The sequence below is a fragment of the Bacillus sp. FJAT-27245 genome (assembly GCF_001273955.1).
Lineage (GTDB): Bacteria > Bacillota > Bacilli > Bacillales > Cytobacillaceae > Bacillus_D.
Genome location: NZ_LIGI01000001.1, coordinates 4,388,779 through 4,407,087 on the forward strand (window position 1 = coordinate 4,388,779; position 18,309 = coordinate 4,407,087).

Annotated in this window: 11 protein-coding genes; 4 read left to right on the forward strand and 7 right to left on the reverse strand. The window is 40.6% G+C overall.

Annotated features, from left to right (window positions below):
* Positions 1 to 306: 306 nt before the first annotated feature.
* The 4 genes from ADU24_RS21445 to ADU24_RS21460 all read left to right on the forward strand — a co-directional run bounded on the left by ADU24_RS21445 (position 307) and on the right by ADU24_RS21460 (position 9,981).
* Positions 307 to 5,241, forward strand: coding sequence for a carboxypeptidase regulatory-like domain-containing protein (locus tag ADU24_RS21445; RefSeq protein WP_197277547.1), 4,935 nt, complete (start codon positions 307 to 309; stop codon positions 5,239 to 5,241).
* 727 nt (positions 5,242 to 5,968) lie between these two features.
* On the forward strand, positions 5,969 to 7,387 hold the full coding sequence (locus ADU24_RS21450) for an MFS transporter (RefSeq protein WP_053368559.1): 1,419 nt from the start codon (positions 5,969 to 5,971) through the stop codon (positions 7,385 to 7,387).
* Positions 7,388 to 7,576: 189 nt separating this feature from the next.
* Entirely contained in the window at positions 7,577 to 8,764 is a 1,188-nt protein-coding gene (locus tag ADU24_RS21455) for a M20 family metallopeptidase (protein ID WP_053368560.1), read from the forward strand.
* Positions 8,765 to 8,793: 29 nt separating this feature from the next.
* The gene (locus tag ADU24_RS21460; RefSeq protein WP_053368561.1) at positions 8,794 to 9,981 is read left to right on the forward strand and encodes a M20 family metallopeptidase; all 1,188 of its coding nucleotides are present in this window, start codon (positions 8,794 to 8,796) and stop codon (positions 9,979 to 9,981) included.
* A 170-nt stretch (positions 9,982 to 10,151) separates the two neighbouring features.
* On the opposite strand, the gene ADU24_RS21465 is transcribed toward ADU24_RS21460, so the two are convergent.
* From ADU24_RS21465 to ADU24_RS21495, 7 genes are all read right to left on the reverse strand, one after another.
* The gene (locus tag ADU24_RS21465; protein ID WP_053368562.1) at positions 10,152 to 10,910 is read right to left on the reverse strand and encodes a PepSY domain-containing protein; all 759 of its coding nucleotides are present in this window, start codon (positions 10,908 to 10,910) and stop codon (positions 10,152 to 10,154) included.
* A 4-nt stretch (positions 10,911 to 10,914) separates the two neighbouring features.
* The gene (locus ADU24_RS21470) at positions 10,915 to 12,267 is read right to left on the reverse strand and encodes a sensor histidine kinase (RefSeq protein WP_053368563.1); all 1,353 of its coding nucleotides are present in this window, start codon (positions 12,265 to 12,267) and stop codon (positions 10,915 to 10,917) included.
* Between the two features lie 3 nt (positions 12,268 to 12,270).
* Positions 12,271 to 12,957: a response regulator transcription factor gene (locus ADU24_RS21475; RefSeq protein WP_053368564.1), complete on the reverse strand. Its 687-nt coding sequence runs from the start codon at positions 12,955 to 12,957 to the stop codon at positions 12,271 to 12,273.
* Between the two features lie 14 nt (positions 12,958 to 12,971).
* On the reverse strand, positions 12,972 to 14,423 hold the full coding sequence (locus ADU24_RS21480) for an SLC13 family permease (RefSeq protein ID WP_053368565.1): 1,452 nt from the start codon (positions 14,421 to 14,423) through the stop codon (positions 12,972 to 12,974).
* 17 nt (positions 14,424 to 14,440) lie between these two features.
* The gene (locus ADU24_RS21485) at positions 14,441 to 15,607 is read right to left on the reverse strand and encodes a glycerate kinase family protein (protein WP_053368566.1); all 1,167 of its coding nucleotides are present in this window, start codon (positions 15,605 to 15,607) and stop codon (positions 14,441 to 14,443) included.
* 261 nt (positions 15,608 to 15,868) lie between these two features.
* Positions 15,869 to 17,065 (reverse strand): M20 family metallopeptidase, encoded by a 1,197-nt coding sequence (locus ADU24_RS21490; protein ID WP_053368567.1) that lies wholly within the window; start codon positions 17,063 to 17,065, stop codon positions 15,869 to 15,871.
* On the reverse strand, positions 17,066 to 18,295 hold the full coding sequence (locus ADU24_RS21495; RefSeq protein WP_053368568.1) for a Zn-dependent hydrolase: 1,230 nt from the start codon (positions 18,293 to 18,295) through the stop codon (positions 17,066 to 17,068).
* Positions 18,296 to 18,309 lie beyond the last annotated feature (14 nt).

Genomic DNA, 18,309 nt, shown 5'->3' on the forward strand with positions numbered 1-18,309 from the left:
TCTTAATACCGCTCAAATGTAACTCTTTATATCCTAGTAGACGAAATACTTTTGTTAACAACTAATTCATTTAAAAATTTGAATACCTTACACTGTGTTCCTAAATTTAACCTATCTTAACATAAGCCGTCAGTTTAACTTAAATCTAAAATTAATGGACTAAATCTAAAGTTTTTCTATCCATCATTTTTTTACATTTTTTTCAAATAACAGAAGGTATAATTATCCATTATGTCGTCGGTAGAGAGGGTTTGTTAATAGTACATAGCACAAAAGTTTTGGAAAAATAAAGGAGAGTCGATGGATATGAAAAATGGTATTAAAAACTTCAAAAGAACGTTTAAAATTCTTCTAATTTTATTTTTATTAGGGAATGCGACCGTCCCGGTTGTATCGGCAGAAAAACTAATTTCTTCTATTAAATTGGATATTAATGGTGAAATGGTAAACCACGCCTTCGGAGATAAAAGTTATGAATTTGAATACTATAAAAATATGACTTTAAATGTAATAGCAACTTATACAGACGGAACAACGGACAATGTGACAAATGATTCGTTATTTACATATACAGATATTGGCCTTTTAGTTAAGTCGAATGGGACTTTGATTGGGAATAACGATTCTATAGTTGATGTCATTGTAACTTACCAAAATAAACAAGCCATAATAAAAATTCAGTCTATATGGGATTATGTTAATGGGTCTTACGTTTTACAACTATTAAGTAATCCAACATATGGAGAACTATCGAAATCTAAAGTAATAATCGACGATGCTAATCTAGAAGGTATAATTCGCGAGGCGTTAAATAAGCCCGTTGGCACTATTTCTGAAGATGAAATGAAGACTATAACGAGTATTGATGCTAGTTATCAAAATATTAATAACTTAACAGGATTGGAATTTGCAACAAATCTAGAAGAATTAAACTTAGAAGGAAATGATATTAGTGACTTAAAATCCTTGAGCCGCTCTATTAATCTTAAAAAATTATGGATAGGATACAATCAAATATCTGATCTTCAACCATTAAGTAATCTTAATCAGTTAACTGAACTCTATGTATGGGAGAATAAATTGAAATCTTTAAAAGGCTTAGAAAAACTAAAAAGCTTATTAATATTAGATGCACACAACAATAAACTTAACGATATAAAAGATATCCATCAATTAAATAACCTATTGGAATTAAATTTAAACGTAAATGAAATTAGCACGATTCCCCCTTTAACTCAGTTAACTTCACTAGAAACTGTACAATTAAGCCGAAATGAGATAACTGATGTTCAAGTATTTAAACATTTAAAAAGGGTAAAATGGATAGATATTACAGGAAATCCCTTGAACACAAAAAAACAGAATATTAATATTCTAGAAGAGTTGGACACAAGAGGGGTATATATTGATTTTAACTCCTATGATAATAATCCAATTAAGTTTGCAGATCCGAAATTAGAACAAGCGATTAGTCAGTTTTTAAATTTACCAACTCCTATTAAAAAAGGAGATATTCGACATATAGAGTTTTTAGACTTAACAAATAAAGGAATTGCAAATTTAAAAGGTTTAGAAGATGCTACTGCTCTTCAAGTAATCCATCTAAACTTTAATCCTCTTACCAATATAGATGCATTAAAAAACTTAAACCAACTTAACTGGGTTGAGATTAATAGAGTTACTCTAAATTCTAATTCAATGGAGACCATTCAATTTTTACAAGGAAACGATGTTTATGTAGACTTTGATGCGAATTATAATTCGGAATTGGTACAATTCGAGGATCAAAATTTAGAAGACGCCATCAGCGAGTATTATAGTATACCCACACCATTAACCAAAGGTGATCTGCAAAAGATTGAGTATTTATTTTTAAGTAATGGAATCAAAAAATTAAAAGGTTTAGAACATGCTACTAATTTAATCGGATTATATATTGATGGCAACTCAATTACAAAAATAGATGAATTAATGGATTTAAATCATCTAAAGGAAGTAAGTATTAAACGGAATCCATTAGCACAAGAAGCCCTGGGCACCATTAAAGAGTTAGAAAATAAGGGGATTACGGTTGAATATGACGAACATTTCGATTCAACTCCGATAGATATACATGATCCAATATTAGAATATCTTCTTGGAGAATATTTAAATATCCCGAATCGGATATTGAAAGGTGATCTTAATCAAGTAGAATCCCTAAATTTAACTGGACAAGATAGAGCTATTATCCGTATAGACGGAATTGAAAATGCAACAAGTGTGAAGAAGTTATTCTTAGATGATAATTTAATTTCAGATCTTTCTTCATTAGCGAACATGAATCAATTAAGTGAATTACATTTAAGAAATAATAATATAAAAGATTTAACACCTCTTTTACAATTAACGAACTTGCGTTATTTAGATATTAAAAATAATTTATTCGACGCAAGCCCAGGTTCACCAGCAAGAAAAATTATTTCGACCTTACAAGAACGAGGGGTATCTGTTGAATTTAATGAAACCCCGGATACAGTTTTAAAGGGCTCTATAGTTGATGAGAACGAAATTCTAGATCTATATTCATATATTATGATACAAGGCAACGGTAGATCTTATAAGACTCCTTGGAGCAATGTGGGAAAGATAAGTGTTAAATTAGGCGAAGGAACTTATGCTGTAACAGAGATTGTTATTAAAAATGAGCCCTCTAATCTGGAAACCATTCGTATTTTTCAGCCATTTGTAATAAAGGATGGAAAACTCTACGTAAATGGTGAGTTAAAAGAAAGTTTGGATGTTACAGTTACACCTTTTACTTTGAGCGGAAAAGTATTGGACGAAAATGGTAATTCAGTATCAAATGCAACTGTACAAATTAAGAGCGAAAGTAATATTAGAACCTTTGACACTATAACGGATGGAGCAGGAAATTTTATATATCGTTTAAGTGACGGACCTTATAAAATATCTAGAGTTTCCATTGGGAACGAACATATTGCTCTTAATATTCCATTTGAAATTAAAAATGGGAAGCTTTTCGTCGACGGCGAGTTAAGGGATCAGTTAGAGATTAAAATACCTCAGGCAAGTTTAAAAGGGATATTACTAGATGAAAATGGGGTACCGTTAGCCAATGCAACTGTTGAATTAGTAGGCATTGATAACACTAGGTACAGTGCCAATACAGATGCAAAGGGTCATTTTACTTTACGATTGGCTGACGGAACGTATAGAATGCAAAATATTTTTATAGGAAATACGGCTACTCCATTTAATATTCCAATTGAAATTAAAGACGGAAAACTTTTGGTGGACGGAAAGCTTAAAGAGCACATAGAAATTAAATTACCACCAACTAGTTTTAGAGGAACTTTACAAGATGAAAATGGAACCCCTGTAGTTAATGCCAATGTGCAAATTTCAAGTATTAGTGAAGGCAATCATCAGTGGTATGGTACTAATACTGATACCCAAGGCCATTTTTCTTATCCTTTAATCGATGGAGAGTATAGATTAAATTATGTTTCCATAGGAAACAGTAAGGCCCCTCTGAGCATCATTTTCCAAATAAAGAATGGAAAGCTCTACGTTAATGGGGAATTAAAGGAGCAACTAGAGGTAAAATTACCACCCGTTACTTTAAAGGGAAGGTTATTGGATGAGAACGGGATACCCTTTGCCGATGCAAGCATTGAGTTCGACGGCGATAGCGGATGGTTTGGTACATGGACAGATGCCCAGGGTGCTTTTACAGCTCGGCTAGCTGATGGAGTATATAGAGCATCTCATGTATGGACTAGTAAAGAAACTATAGCTCAAGATATCCAATTTGAAATTAGAAATGGAAAGATATACGTTAATGGGGAATTAAAGAATCAAATAGAAATTACATTACCACCGGTTACCCTAAAAGGTTCGTTAGTAGATGAGGATGGAATACCAGTTCCCAATGCTTCTATATATATTGAGGAAAATGGTAGAGGCTATAGTACCCAAACCGATGCGAAAGGGAATTTTACTAAACGACTGGTTGATGGAATGTATAGAATAACCCAAGTCTGGAATGGCAAAGAAGGGACACAATTAAATGTCTATTTTGAAATGAAAGAAGGTAAACTTTACATCAACGGAGAACCTAAGGCTCAATTAGAAGTAAGGTTACAGCCCGTTACGGTTAAAGGTAATTTAGTTGATGAAAAGGGACTACCTGTCGTAAAAGCAAATGTTCAAATTTCAGGAAATAGTACCGGCAATAATCAATGGTATGGTACCAATACTGATGACCATGGTAGTTTTTCTTATCGTTTAGCCGATGGGGAGTATAGATTAAATTATGTTTCAACAGAAAATAGTTGTGCCCCGATTAGCATTATTTTTGAAATAAGAGATGGAAAACTATACGTTGATGGAGAATTTAAAGAGCAACTAGAATTAAAACTGCCACCAATTAGCTTTAAAGGTATTTTGTTGGAAAATGGCCAATCAGTTAAGGATGCAACTGTGTTTGTTGAAGTTAATGGAATTGGAGTTCCTTCCCGTACAGATGCACAGGGAAACTTTAGCTACCGACTGATCGATGGGATATATAGAATTTCATATATTTGGAACGGGAATGAAGGGATACAACAAAATATTCCGTTTGAAATTAAGGAAGGTAAATTATATGTCCTAGGAGAGCAAATAGAAAAGTTGGAACTCAATTTGCCGCCTGTTACCTTAAAAGGGACTTTAGTGGAGGACAATGGGATACCAGTTGCCAATGTAAGCGTTGAAATTGAAGGCGACAATACATGGTTTAGTACTAGAACAGATGCCCAAGGTGCTTTTACAGCTCGAATTACTGACGGAGCATATAGGATATATCATGTATGGACAGGTAAAGAAGCTATACCGGTAAATTTCCATTTTGAAATTGAGAATGGCAAGATATACGTTAATGGAATATTAAGCAATCAATTAGATATCAAATTACCACCGGTTACCTTAAAAGGGTACTTAGTTGATGAAGCAGGAATACCAGTTTCAAACGCTTCTATATATATTGAGGCAAATAGTAGAGGCTATAGCACCACAACGGATGCTGAAGGGTATTTTAGCAATCGACTGGTTGATGGGATGTATAGAATATATCACGTCTGGAATGGCAAAGAAGGTTTACAATTAGATATCCTATTTGAAATTAAGGAAGGTAAACTCTTTGTTAACGGAGATCCAGCAGAAATATTAGAAATAAAAGCTGTGTCTATAAATCCTTAATTAAAATTTTATTTTTTAGTTTGCACATTATTTCAGGTGAAAACCTGAAATAATGTGCTTAATTTTTATCAATTTCTATAGGCATTCAATTAAATGAATTTTAGCTATTAAATAATCCATGGCTAAAAGCCAGCTCTGCCATGGTGGAGGGGATAAAGTCTGTACAAGTGTTGGCACAGAGTATCGAGGGGGTCGACCTGTCCCTCTCAAGAATTAATGTGGACATTATTCCGTCTATATCCGGACAGGCTGCACCGTCAATTTCCTTGAATATCTCAGTCGTTCCCCACCATCCCCATCATCCCTGAATAAACCACCTGTGTTTTCATTCTATATAAATTTAACTAAAGAATTACCATATAAGACCGAAGAGGAAGGCGCGTAGACTCCTGTGGGATGCAGCGGCAAGGTGGAGACCCCACAGGAGCAAGAGCGACGAGGAGGCTCCACTGACGCCCCACGGAAAGCGAAGTGCCTGGAGCGCAGGTCGAGCAACGTGAAAAACATAAGTTTAATTTATATAGTACATTTAGCCATTGATCTGTTTTTAAACGGATTAATGGCTTTTTTACATTGATAAAAAATTCACGACGAAAATGATTGAACCATTAGGAGTTAACGATTATGGATACTAAGATTGCATGAAAAAGATTCCTAAATCAAATACTATCCCATAGGATTCCTTCAAAAATTACTGTTTACAACTAAACAACATAGGAGGCTTACAATGGAAACAGGTTATAAAGGGACCAACAAACTGATTACGGGAATTGTGTTTGGGGTAATTACATTTTGGCTGTTTGCCCAGGCAATGGTTAACGTCGTTCCAGCGGTCCAAAAGGATTTGGGCATTTCATTGGGGATGCTCAATGTAGGAATTAGCTTGACCGCTCTATTCTCGGGGATGTTTATCGTAGCGGCCGGCGGGATTGCCGATAAGGTTGGCCGGAAAAAAATTACGTATTTAGGTTTAATATTAAGCATCATAGGTTCCCTCTGTTTGATCCTTGCAAATGGAGCGGTACTGTTGATCATCGGAAGGGTCATTCAAGGGGTTTCAGCCGCGTGTATCATGCCTTCCACAATTGCGTTGGTGAAAGAGTATTTTGAGGGGGCTGATCGCCAGCGTGCATTGAGCTACTGGTCCATTGGTTCCTGGGGCGGTTCCGGGGTCTGTTCTTTTGCCGGCGGCGCGATCGCGACCTACTTGGGCTGGAAATGGATTTTTATTTTCTCCATCGTTTTTGCCCTTCTTGCTATGTGGCTAATTAAAGACACTCCAGAAAGTAAGGGCGAAGAGTCTGGTGAATTCAAGTTTGATTTTGGCGGATTGGGCATTTTTATTGTCACGATGCTAGCTTTGAACCTTGTCATAACCCGTGGTAAGGATTTCGGCTGGACAAGTGCGTTAACATTAGGCCTAGTCGTTATTTTTCTAATTGGCTTATTTGTTTTCATAAGGGTGGAGAGAAAGAAGGATCATCCACTTATTGACTTCTCGTTATTTAAAAATAAACCATACGCCGGGGCAACATACTCAAATTTCTTATTAAATGCCGTAGCCGGTACGCTTGTCATTGCCAATACGTATGTCCAGGTCGGCCGCGGATTTACGGCTTTTCAATCAGGAATGTTGTCACTGGGCTACCTTGTCGCAGTATTGGCGATGATTCGTGTGGGTGAAAAAATCCTGCAGCGGGCAGGGGCAAAGAAACCAATGGTTTGGGGTGCAATCTTAACGACAATTGGCGTAGCAGTCATGGGCTTAACATTCCTACCTGGCTTTATCTATACGGTTGTCGTTTTCATCGGATTCGCAGTTTTCGGAATTGGGCTAGGCATTTACGCTACCCCATCTACAGATACAGCTGTTTCCAGTGCACCATCCAATAAAATTGGTGAAGCTTCCGGGCTGTACAAAATGGCCAGTTCTCTCGGAGGATCTTTTGGTGTCGCCCTTTCAACAGCTGTCTATAGCGCAATCCAATCAGTAGGAAGCCTGGAAGCCGCTGCTTCGGCGGGGATTATTACGAACGTGGTCTTTGCAATTCTTTCCTTGCTTTCCATCCTGGCGTTTATTCCCAGGGATCAAGGCGGGAAAAAGCCTACCAATCCGAGAGTACAACCAAACCCAGTTACGGAGTAAATTGAAACTCCCATCAGCATGGTTTTCCGCTGATGGTTAGCCCTGTTCAGAAAGTTGCCCCACCCAAATTCTTTGAAACCGCTGAAGCTTGAGGTGGGGGGTACTACACCAGATATAGTGCAGGATCAATTGTTCCGGCCTGCCGCAACTCGCAGCAGAACCTTTCAAAAAATTAAGGAGTCTAAAAAAATGAAACAAGAATTGATGGAAATGTTGGAAGCGCGTAAAGACGAAATGATTCAAATCCGCCGTTATTTGCATGAACATCCTGAGTTGTCCTTTAAAGAGGAAAAAACAGCGCAATATATTGCTGATTTTTACAACGGCAAGGATGTTGAAATTCAACGGAATGTGGGAAATGGTAATGGGATGATTGTAACAATCAAGGGCGGGCAACCAGGAAAAACAATTGCTCTTCGTGCCGATTTTGATGCCCTTCCCATTCTGGAGGAAACAGATGTCCCGTTTAAATCGAAAAATGAAGGCGTCATGCATGCATGCGGCCATGATGCCCATACTGCCTACCTGCTTGTTCTGGCGGATTGTTTGATTCAATTAAAGGACAAACTTGCCGGCACAATTAAAATCATTCACCAACACGCGGAAGAAGCACCTCCAGGCGGTGCAAAGAGCATCGTTGAATCCGGTGTGTTGGACGATGTTGACAATATTTATGGCATTCATATTTTCCCAACCCATCCTGCTGGTTTTGTTGGCTACCACAGCGGGTATTCGCTTGCTGGAAGGTCCTTTTTTAAACTGGTCATTCAAGGCGTTGGCGGGCATGGTTCTTCCCCGCACATGGCCAATGATGCCATTGTTGCTTCCGCCCATTTTGTTACGGCCGTACAAACCGTGATTAGCCGTCGCTTAAATCCGTTCGATCACGGAGTTATTACGATTGGCTCGTTCGACGGCAAAGGAACCTTCAACGTGATTAAGGACAGTGTTGAACTTGAAGGTGATGTCCGTTACATGACGGTAGAAAATCAGCAGTTAATCGCAAAAGAAGTGGAGCGGATTGTCAAGGGGATTGAAGTTGAATTTGACGTTCAATGTACACTTGACTATACGTTTGATTATCCGCCGCTATACAATGACCCGAAAGTGACCGCCGATGTTGTTGCCGCCCTTGAAAGCGCGAATGACCCGGATATTAAGGAAGTTGGCGAATACCCAATGCTCTCGGGGTCTGAAGACTTTGCCTACTATCTCGAAAAAATTCCCGGCTGCTTCTTTTTCATCGGCTGTAAGCCAAAAGGGGTCGAAAAAGCTTATTTCAATCATCATCCAAAATTCGATATCGATGAAGATTGCCTAATTGTAGCCGCCAAATCTGTTGGCCATGTTGTTTGTAGCTATTACGGTCTTGAATAGGAGTGTTTTGGGAAAGGAAGGCATAAATTTTGAAAAAACAATTAATGGAGATGCTTAAAGCACGCAAAGAGGAAATGATTCAAATCCGCCGTTACCTGCATGAAAATCCGGAGTTATCTTTTAAAGAAGATAACACAGCCCAATATATAGTGGATTTTTATAAAGGGAAAGATGTTGAAGTCCAAACCAATGTTGGAAATGGTTATGGGATTATCGTGACGATTAAAGGCGGAAAGCCTGGAAAGACAATTGGCCTTCGTGCCGACTTTGATGCGCTTCCGATTACGGAAGAAACCGGGCTTCCTTTTATATCAAAAAATGAAGGCGTTATGCATGCATGCGGCCACGATGGACACACGGCTTACTTAATGGTTCTCGCTGATTGCCTGATCCAATTAAAGAATGAAATTCCTGGGACAATAAAAATCATTCACCAGCACGCGGAGGAAGTACCGCCAGGAGGAGCAAAAAGTATTGTCGATTCGGGAGCGCTCGATGGCCTGGACAATATTTTTGGGATTCATTTACTCCCAATGGACCAGGCAGGTGTTGTTGGTTACCATAGTGGATTTTCGATGGCCGGCAGGTCGTATTTCAAATTGGGCATCCAAGGGGTCGGCGGCCACGGCTCATCCCCACATATGGCGAATGATGCAATTGTTGCCGGCTCCTACTTTGTCACAGCAATACAGACTGTCATCAGCCGCCGGTTAAATCCGTTTGATATGGGCGTTATCACGATTGGTTCGTTTGACGGTAAAGGAACCTTTAATGTCATTAAGGACCGTGTCGAGCTTGAAGGCGACATCCGCTATATGTCACTGGAAGCAAAGGAGATTATTGAGAGGGAAGTCCGCCGTATTGTCAGTGGGATTGGGGCGGAGTTTGATGTGAAATGCGACTTAACGTATACGCCTGATTACCCACCATTGTATAATGATCCGGAAGTAACATCGGTGGTTAAGGACAGCCTAGAAGCTGCGAATGACCCCGATATAAAGCAGGTCAAAGAGTATCCAATGATGTCACCATCCGAAGATTTCGCCTACTATTTGGAGAAGATTCCAGGTTGCTTTTTTTACATTGGCGCTACTCCAAAAGGGGTCGAAAAACCTTATTTCAACCACCATCCTAAGTTCGATATCGACGAGGACGCCCTCATTGTCGCAGCAAAATCAGTCGGCTACGTAGTATGTGCCTATTATGGGTTAGAGTAGGGCGGTGCATCGAATATATGGCTGGGCATGATTGAATTTGTTGGGTTGGACGAAGAAGTCTCTGAGAAAATTGAAGAAGCCTAAATTAGCTTTAATAGTGCTAATTGGGCTTCGCCTTTTTTCAATAAGCTAATTCAATTGGTTATGGCTGCCTAGTTGGCGGCAGCATTTTAATCATCATCATTATCACCGGTTTCGTCGTCGCTATCATCTTCTTCATCCAATTTCTGTTTCTTCGGAATGGATGATACGGAGGATACTTTACCTGTGCCTGAATGAACATATATATGAGCAACTTCGTTCAGTCTATCAATGGTTACTTTGTAATGGCCTCCATTTTTCGTCATGATCTTTGCAATATTTGTTACGATGCCAGGAGCTTGCTGTAAAGCTATTTCTTTTGCCCTTTTTTCATAAATCTCTTCCGGGCTTTTTTCATTTAAATATTTCCCGCCGTCCCCATTACTATCCGGTATTGGGCTTATGGCTACAGCCTTTTTGCCAGACAAATCAAAGTCTACTCTGAATTGCCTTTCCTCTTTTTCTACGATGGCCCTCGCCAGCATTTGCCCGTTTTTGGCAACTCTCTCTATTTGCTTTACTTTCCCTTTCATCTCGGCCTCTATCTTTATTTTTGCCTCTTCAATGGACAACAAGGATTGTTTTAATTCAACTAGCTTTATTTTTTTCACCTTCATCGTTTTCCCATCAACAATCAAATAATATATTCCCTTATCATTTTCAAGTGTCATTTCATAATTTCCATTTTTCTCTTTAGCTTCAATAACCTTTCCCCCGTAAAGATTGACAGCTATATCGAGGGCTGACCTCTCAGAGAGTTCGGTTGATTCGTTATTAATAAAGAGTTGAAATACTGAAAAAGAGAGGCCGAATAGGATAAAACCTAGCAAAAAAAGCTTAACTTTCATCTTTCTATACCTCCAACTTTGGAAGGACGACTATAAAATTCGATCCCATCCCTTCAACACTTTCCAGAATAATTCGGCCATCGTGCTGCTCTACAATCTTCTTTGCAATCGATAAGCCAAGCCCTGTCCCGCCCGTTTTGCGGCTTCGCGTTTTATCGATCCGGAACATTCTATCAAACACATAAGCTTGTGCACTTTCCGGGATTCCGACCCCTTTGTCCTTCACCGCAATCCTCACATGGCCGTTACTTTCTATTATTTCCACTGTTATATCATCATCGCTATATTTATTCGCATTATCCAGCAAAATGACAAGCACTTGCACAAAGCTCTCTTCATGCACTTTTACATAACTGTAGCCGGTGTGATTGATAAAGTGAATCGCGTGTGTAAAGGTCGCCTCAAGCCGCTTGATCGTGCGTTCAACAATTGCAGCTACATCAATCACTTCTTTTTCATATTCAAGTGTTTCTTCCTCTTTTGCCAATTGCAGAAGCTGCTCCGTTAAATATTTCATCCTCCGTGACTCTGATTCAATTGCATGAATAGCTTCTTCAAGCATATCCGGCCTTTCCTTCCCCCATCGCTTTAACATTTTTATGTAGCTATCGATCACCGTTAAAGGCGTTTTCAGTTCATGGGAAGCATCGGAAACAAATTGTTCCTGCTTCAAATAGCTATTTTCAAGCTTTGTCATCATCCGGTTAAACGTCATTGCCATTTTGGTCATTTCATCCTTTGATTCAGATGCAACATGGATTTTTTCGAATGACCCTCTCTTTTCAATTGTGTTCATCGTAGTCGTCAACCTTTGGATCGGCAATAATATTAGCCTTCCTACAAAACCGCTTGTCGCATATAAAATAATGATCACCACAATGGTCGTAATCAATAACACCCATTTTAAATCCTGTATTTTTTCATATAGCAGGTCGATATTTTCTATTAACTGCAGGCTGATAATTTCACCATTTTCATTAACTGCCGGAACGGAGACAATCGCGAACAGTGAATCATCATAGTTTAGGACTCCCTCAAAATATTTATCATGATAGCTGGAAGGAATTTTACGGTAGGCATTGTCGGTAAAAACCTGAATGGACGGGTTTGATTCATTTTTATCAACCGTTCGAATAAGTCCGTCACTTAGTAAATAGGCTTGGAGCATCGCTTCCATTGAAACGTCCGGCCTCTCGTTCATTTCTATAAGGATATGAGTGGATTTATTCGATAATCGGTTCAATTCTGATGAAATACTTGTATTCCTGAAAATAAAATAAATGCTTGTATTGGCAGCAAGCAATAGCACGATTAATACTACGGTTGTAAATAACTGTATTCTTGTTTGCAAGCTCATTGATTAATCCTTAATCATATAACCGACTGAGCGGATAGTCTGAATAAATGACTCTTCCTTCGAGTCAGTTAATTTTTTTCTTAAATAGCGGATATATACATCTACAATGTTCGTGTCACCATAATAATCATAGCCCCAAACTTCTGCTAAAATTTGTTCGCGTTCCAGCGCCCTGTTTTTATTCGTCACCAAATAAAGCAGCAAGTCATACTCCCTCGGCGTTAATTCTACTAGAGTCCCGCCCTTGGATACTTCTCTCGTATTCGTATCAATTTCAATCGCGCCAATCTTTTGTATGGCGTGTTCTATTGAGGATTCACCCTTTGGCTTAAAACGAAGGTTGGTACGAATTCGGGCGAGCAATTCTTCAATTTCAAACGGTTTCGTCATATAATCATTAGCACCCAAATCAAGGCCGTTTACTTTGTCATAAACTGAGCTTCGGGCTGTTAGCATAATGATGATAATTTTGTTATTTTCTTGGCGGATACGCCTTAATACTTCCATTCCATTTAATTCTGGAATCATAACATCCAAAATGACCAAATCAATATGTTTATTCTCTATGATGCGCAAACCTTCGCGGCCTGTATGGGCAATACTGACTTTATAGCCCTCATACTCCAATTCCAGTTGAATAATCCGGGCGATTTTATCATCATCTTCAATAATTAATATGTGTTCGGACATTTATTTCACCTCACCTATAATTGCATTCCCGTCCAATGCCAGTAAGTAAAATAAAATAGCAGCATGACAAGGATGTAAATCGGCGCTAAAACAAAGCTGACTTTGGCTAGCTGCTTCGGATTGTAGGAAATCTCTCCCTCTTCATAAAAAAGCAACAATGCTTTCGAGCTGACAGGTACCGTTATACAGTAATTCATTCCAATTAAACATAAAAAAACCGCCGTAACTGCATTCATTCCCATGCTTTGGCTGAACAATATGAAACTCGGGATAAAGACAATTGCCCTGGTCGTATGGGACGTAATATATAAATGGCTTGTGACGGTTACGAGCAGAATAATCGTTATAACCAACCAATCAGGTGCTTCGCCAAACAGGTGGAGGAAGCCAAACATTCCTTTTTCAATCCAGGAAACAACTCCATTATCGACCAAAACCTGGCCCAGTGCTGTTGCCGCGGCTACAAATAAAATCAGATTCCACGATACTGCCTTGATTCCTTGTTTCCAGGAAATCACTCCATAATTCGGCAACATTACAAGCACTGAGCCAAATACCGTAATAAAAGCAATATCATAACCATGTAGACTTTCAGACACCCAGCCGGCCATCAAAAAGAATATGATGGCCAATGTCTTTTTTTCATTTTTCCCCAAGGGTTTTTTCTTTAAAGCAGCGTTGATGGACTGCCTTGATTCAAATTCCTGCGATGCTTCTTTCGGCCATAGCATTAATTTTATAATAACCACCGAAATAAATGTAACAACTAGCGAAAATGGAACTCCCCAAATAAGCCATTGAACAAAGGAAATGGACTGTCCGACTGTTTTTTCCAACAAGCCGATTCCAATTAGATGGGATCCAGCTCCTATTAATGTTGCGGATGTACTCATTAGAATTACGACTGGTGCTATAATTGCCAGCACACTTTGTTCCTTAGCAGTAAATTTGGCTCCTAACTGTTTTAACATAGGCATGGAAAGAGCGGCCCTTCCGGAAGTGGACGGGATAAAAAAAGCGGAGGTAAATAAAGCCGTTGTAATACCAAAAAGTACTCTATTCTTGCTGCTGGAATATTTTAATATGGAATCGCTAAAACGCGTTGCAAGCCCGGATTGTCTGACCGCTTCACCGATTATAAAAGAGCCAACCATCAGCCAGACAATTTCTTCCGAAAGAGATTGGTAGAGAAGCTCCGGTTCCCCCGCTCTAAACAATACAATAAATACAAGTAGTGAGACCGCCACCCAACCCGCGGCTATTTTTGTCGCAATCCATAAAGTCATAGCAGATAAGAAAGCATAAAGAGAAACCTTTGCGGGGTAATCAAGCTGGGAAGCTGAGGATATAACCATTAAGTAGAAGACATGTGCACTAATGATTCCCAAGGCAGCTGTTGAAAATCTGTTGACTAGAGCAGCTACAAAGCCGTATTTGGGCCTCTGGTTTTCCAATCTCGAAATCATCGGTTCAACCACCTCTTTTATACCGTTTTTCTTCTGGCAATTTGCAGCCCTATACTAACTTGGCGCAGAACTGCTTCAATACTATCTTCAATCCATTGTGGAGCTTTGCTGATCGCCTTTTCCAATGTTGTCGGCTTTTGAATGATACTTAAATATGCATCGATGCCTGCCTTGTAATTTAAGTCCGCGCCCCGGCCAATCGTCCCTGTTATCGCAATGACTGGAATGTGGTGCTTTTTTGCAATTCTTGCTACTTCAGCCGGGATTTTTCCGTTCGGAGTTTGGAAATCGATACTGCCTTCTGCTGTGAGTACTATATCAGCGCCTGTAATTTTTTCTTCAATATTAATGTAATTTTTTATGATTCGGAACCTTGAATGAAGGGTTGCACCTGCAAAAGCAGCCAACCCTGCCCCAAGCCCGCCGGATGCACCGCTTCCTGGCATAAATCTGACATCAAGCGAACACTCTTCATGGATTAGTGCGGCATAGTGCTCCAGTGCCGCCGATAATCTTTCTACTTGTTGTGGAGTTGCGCCTTTTTGCGGCCCAAAGATCCGCGCAACCCCATTCTCCCCACAGAGCACATTTTTCCAATTGCAAGCAACATCTATTGGAACCTCCGCCAATCGTTTATCTAAATTGGCAGTATCTACATGGGCGACTTTTAACAAATCTTCCCCACCCTGAATGAAAACCTGCTCATGATTTTGATCAAGAAACTTTACGCCAATTGCCTGGGCCATCCCTGATCCCCCATCAGATGTGCCTGAGTCCCCACAGCCAATAAGAATATTGTCGACACCAAGGTCGAGAGCTGCGAGAATCAATTCGCCCACTCCATATGTAGTGGTTTTCAAAGGGTTTCTTTCATCTCGTGGAACAAGTTTTAATCCTGCAACCGCTGCCATTTCAATTACAGCTGTCCGTTTATTGTTTTCAGTAAAAACCCCAAAATGGCTTGTGATTTTCTCTCCAACAGGTCCTGTAACTTCTTTATGTATTAACTCGCCGCCCTTTAAGCTTACAATTGTTTTTGCAAACCCTTCCCCTCCATCAATCATCGGGACAACATCCACTTCTATCTCCTCATCAAACCGCCTTACCCCGCGGGCCATCGCAACCGCAACCTCTTCTGCATCCAGACATTCCTTAAACCCCGACGGCACTATTACAATCTTCATGTAAATTCCTCCTTGAAATCATTGATAACTGTAATGTAACTGTCAAAAGCTAATATATTTTGAGAGAAAGATTAATAATTGATTAAAAAAGAATAGTGCCTGCCACTCCCCCAATTCTGTTGACAAAAATCCAACAAGATTAAGGTGGTGACAGGCACTCAGTACAACTACTATAAACAACTTTTTTCTTTTGCTAATACTAAATCAACAAGAGTTTCATTTATGGAACTTTTAAGCCAGGTTTAGTATCTTTCCAGATTACTACGATTTCCCGTTTGAGGTTTGTTCGTTCAGGTATACCCACGCATATTGAGCATAAAGTTCGGCGCCGGTTGCGAGGGCGTCTTCGTCGATGTTGAATTTGCCGTGGTGGTGGGCCCATTGTGTATCTTTTTCGAGGTTGCCGCTGCCTACAAGGGCGAAACTGCCTGGGGATTTCATCATATATTCACTGAAGTCCTCGGCTCCCATGGTTGGCTTTTCATGATAGATAACTCCCGTGCCAAATGCCTGGGCTGCGGTTTTTTGAACGAGTTTTGCACTTTCTACATCATTGATGACCGCCTGTGTACCGCGGGTGTAGTCAACCTTCGCTGTTGCGCCATAAATTGCCGCCACATGTTCCGCATAGTTCCGAAGCTGCTGCTCGATATGGTCCCTCACCTCTGGGTCAAAACAGCGTACAGTTCCTTCAATAACAGCATTTTCAGCAATGACATTGAATCTGGTCCCGACGGCCATTTTTCCAACCGTTAACACAGCTGGCTGTTGCGGGTCAATCGTCCTCGATACAACTGATTGAACATTCATCACAAAGGATGAAGCCACAATCGCGGCATCAATGCAGTCCTCCGGCATGGCCCCGTGGCCGCCCCTTCCTTTGAAGGTTACCGTGAATATATCCGCAGATGCAAAGGATGGCCCTGGTGTACAGGAAACAGTTCCTGTCGGCAGCTGTGACCAAATATGGATGCCGAAAACATTATCCACTTCGTCCATTGCCCCCTGTTCCACCATAACTTTTGCCCCGGCCCCTACCTCCTCGGCTGGTTGAAAAATCAAACGGATCCTGCCCGGCAATTCATCTTTTATATCATTTAGTGCTTTAGCGGCAATTAGGAGCATTGCCGTATGGGCATCATGGCCACATGCGTGCATTTTCCCCTCTTCCTTTGACGCATAGGGCAAATCCTTATTCAATTCTTCAACGGTCAGGGCATCCATATCCGCGCGCAATGCAACAGTTTTTCCTTGCTTCCCACCTTCAATGGTCGCTATAACTCCTGTTGGTTCCGTCTTGCGGTAGGAAACTCCCAGATTCTCGAGGTACTCACAAACAAAGGCTGTTGTCTTATATTCCTCAAACGATAATTCGGGCTCACTGTGAAGCTTTCTGCGCAATTCGATTAATTCATCATTGTATGTTCGAATCGCATCTTTTATTTTTGCATGAATCATTTATTCTGCCTCCGTTAATGTCTTGGTTGCCTCATATAAAATCTCTGTAGCCTTTGCAATATCCCCGGCGTCCGACCATTCTTCCGGACAATGGCTGAGGCCATCCTTACTAGGAATAAACAACATCGCTACATCGGTAACCTCTGACATTACCATCGCATCATGTCCTGCGCCGCTGTTTACTGAACAGTATGGAAGGTTCAATTCACGGCATTTCGTTTTAAAAAGAGATATGATTTCTTGACTCATCGCCTTTGGCGGCATGTATAATTGCTGCAGGACAGACGTCTTAATTCCGTTTCCATTATGGGATTCTATCCACCCAATAACTTTCTCGACCGTTTCCAGGACGCGCTCTTCTAATCCTGACCGAATATCGACCGTGAATACAACCTTATCAGGAATCACATTCGCTCCGTTCGGCCACACATTAAGGCGTCCGGTGGTAATAACGGTTCCTTCTCCTGCATCGGAGGCGATTTCCGGGAACCGGGCAATCATAGTGGCTGCCGTAACTAACGCATCAGCACGGCGCTCCATTGGGGTGGTGCCCGCATGTCCCGCCCGCCCCTCAACGGTTACTTCCAATTGGGTTAGTCCGACAATCGCCTCTACCATGCCGATAGGGATGCCCTTTTCTTCAAGGATTGGCCCTTGTTCAATATGCAGTTCCAGGAAGGCCTTTATTGTTTTAGGGTCTCTTTTTTTCGGAAGGGATGGATCGAGGCCAATACTCTTCATCGCTTCCACCGTTGTTACCCCATCTTTATCTTTAAGGGTATAAAAATCTTCTTCGGCCAAAAGGCCAACGATACCTCTTGAGCCCATCAGGCCGCCGCCAAATCTGGTACCCTCCTCTTCTACCATGGCAACCACTTCCAACGGATAGGTAGGTGTCAGGTTATTTTTCATGAATAGGCCGGCGACTTCGAGTGCGGCAACCACTCCTGCGGGACCATCGTATGATCCGCCGTTCGGTACTGAATCAAAATGAGAACCGATTAGAATGCTGGGCGCATTTTTTAACGAGCCTCCCAGCCTGCCAAAAATATTCCCAAGGCCATCCTCCCTCACTTCGAGACCATATTCTTTCATTATTTTTTTAATATAATTACGCGCCTGCAAATCCTCTTTGCTATATGTCAGCCGTGTTGTCCCTTTGCCCGGCGTGGCGGTGAATTGACTTAAAGCGTCAATATGCTTTTCAATTCTTTCCTGTAAGCCATTCAATGTTTCTCCCTCCC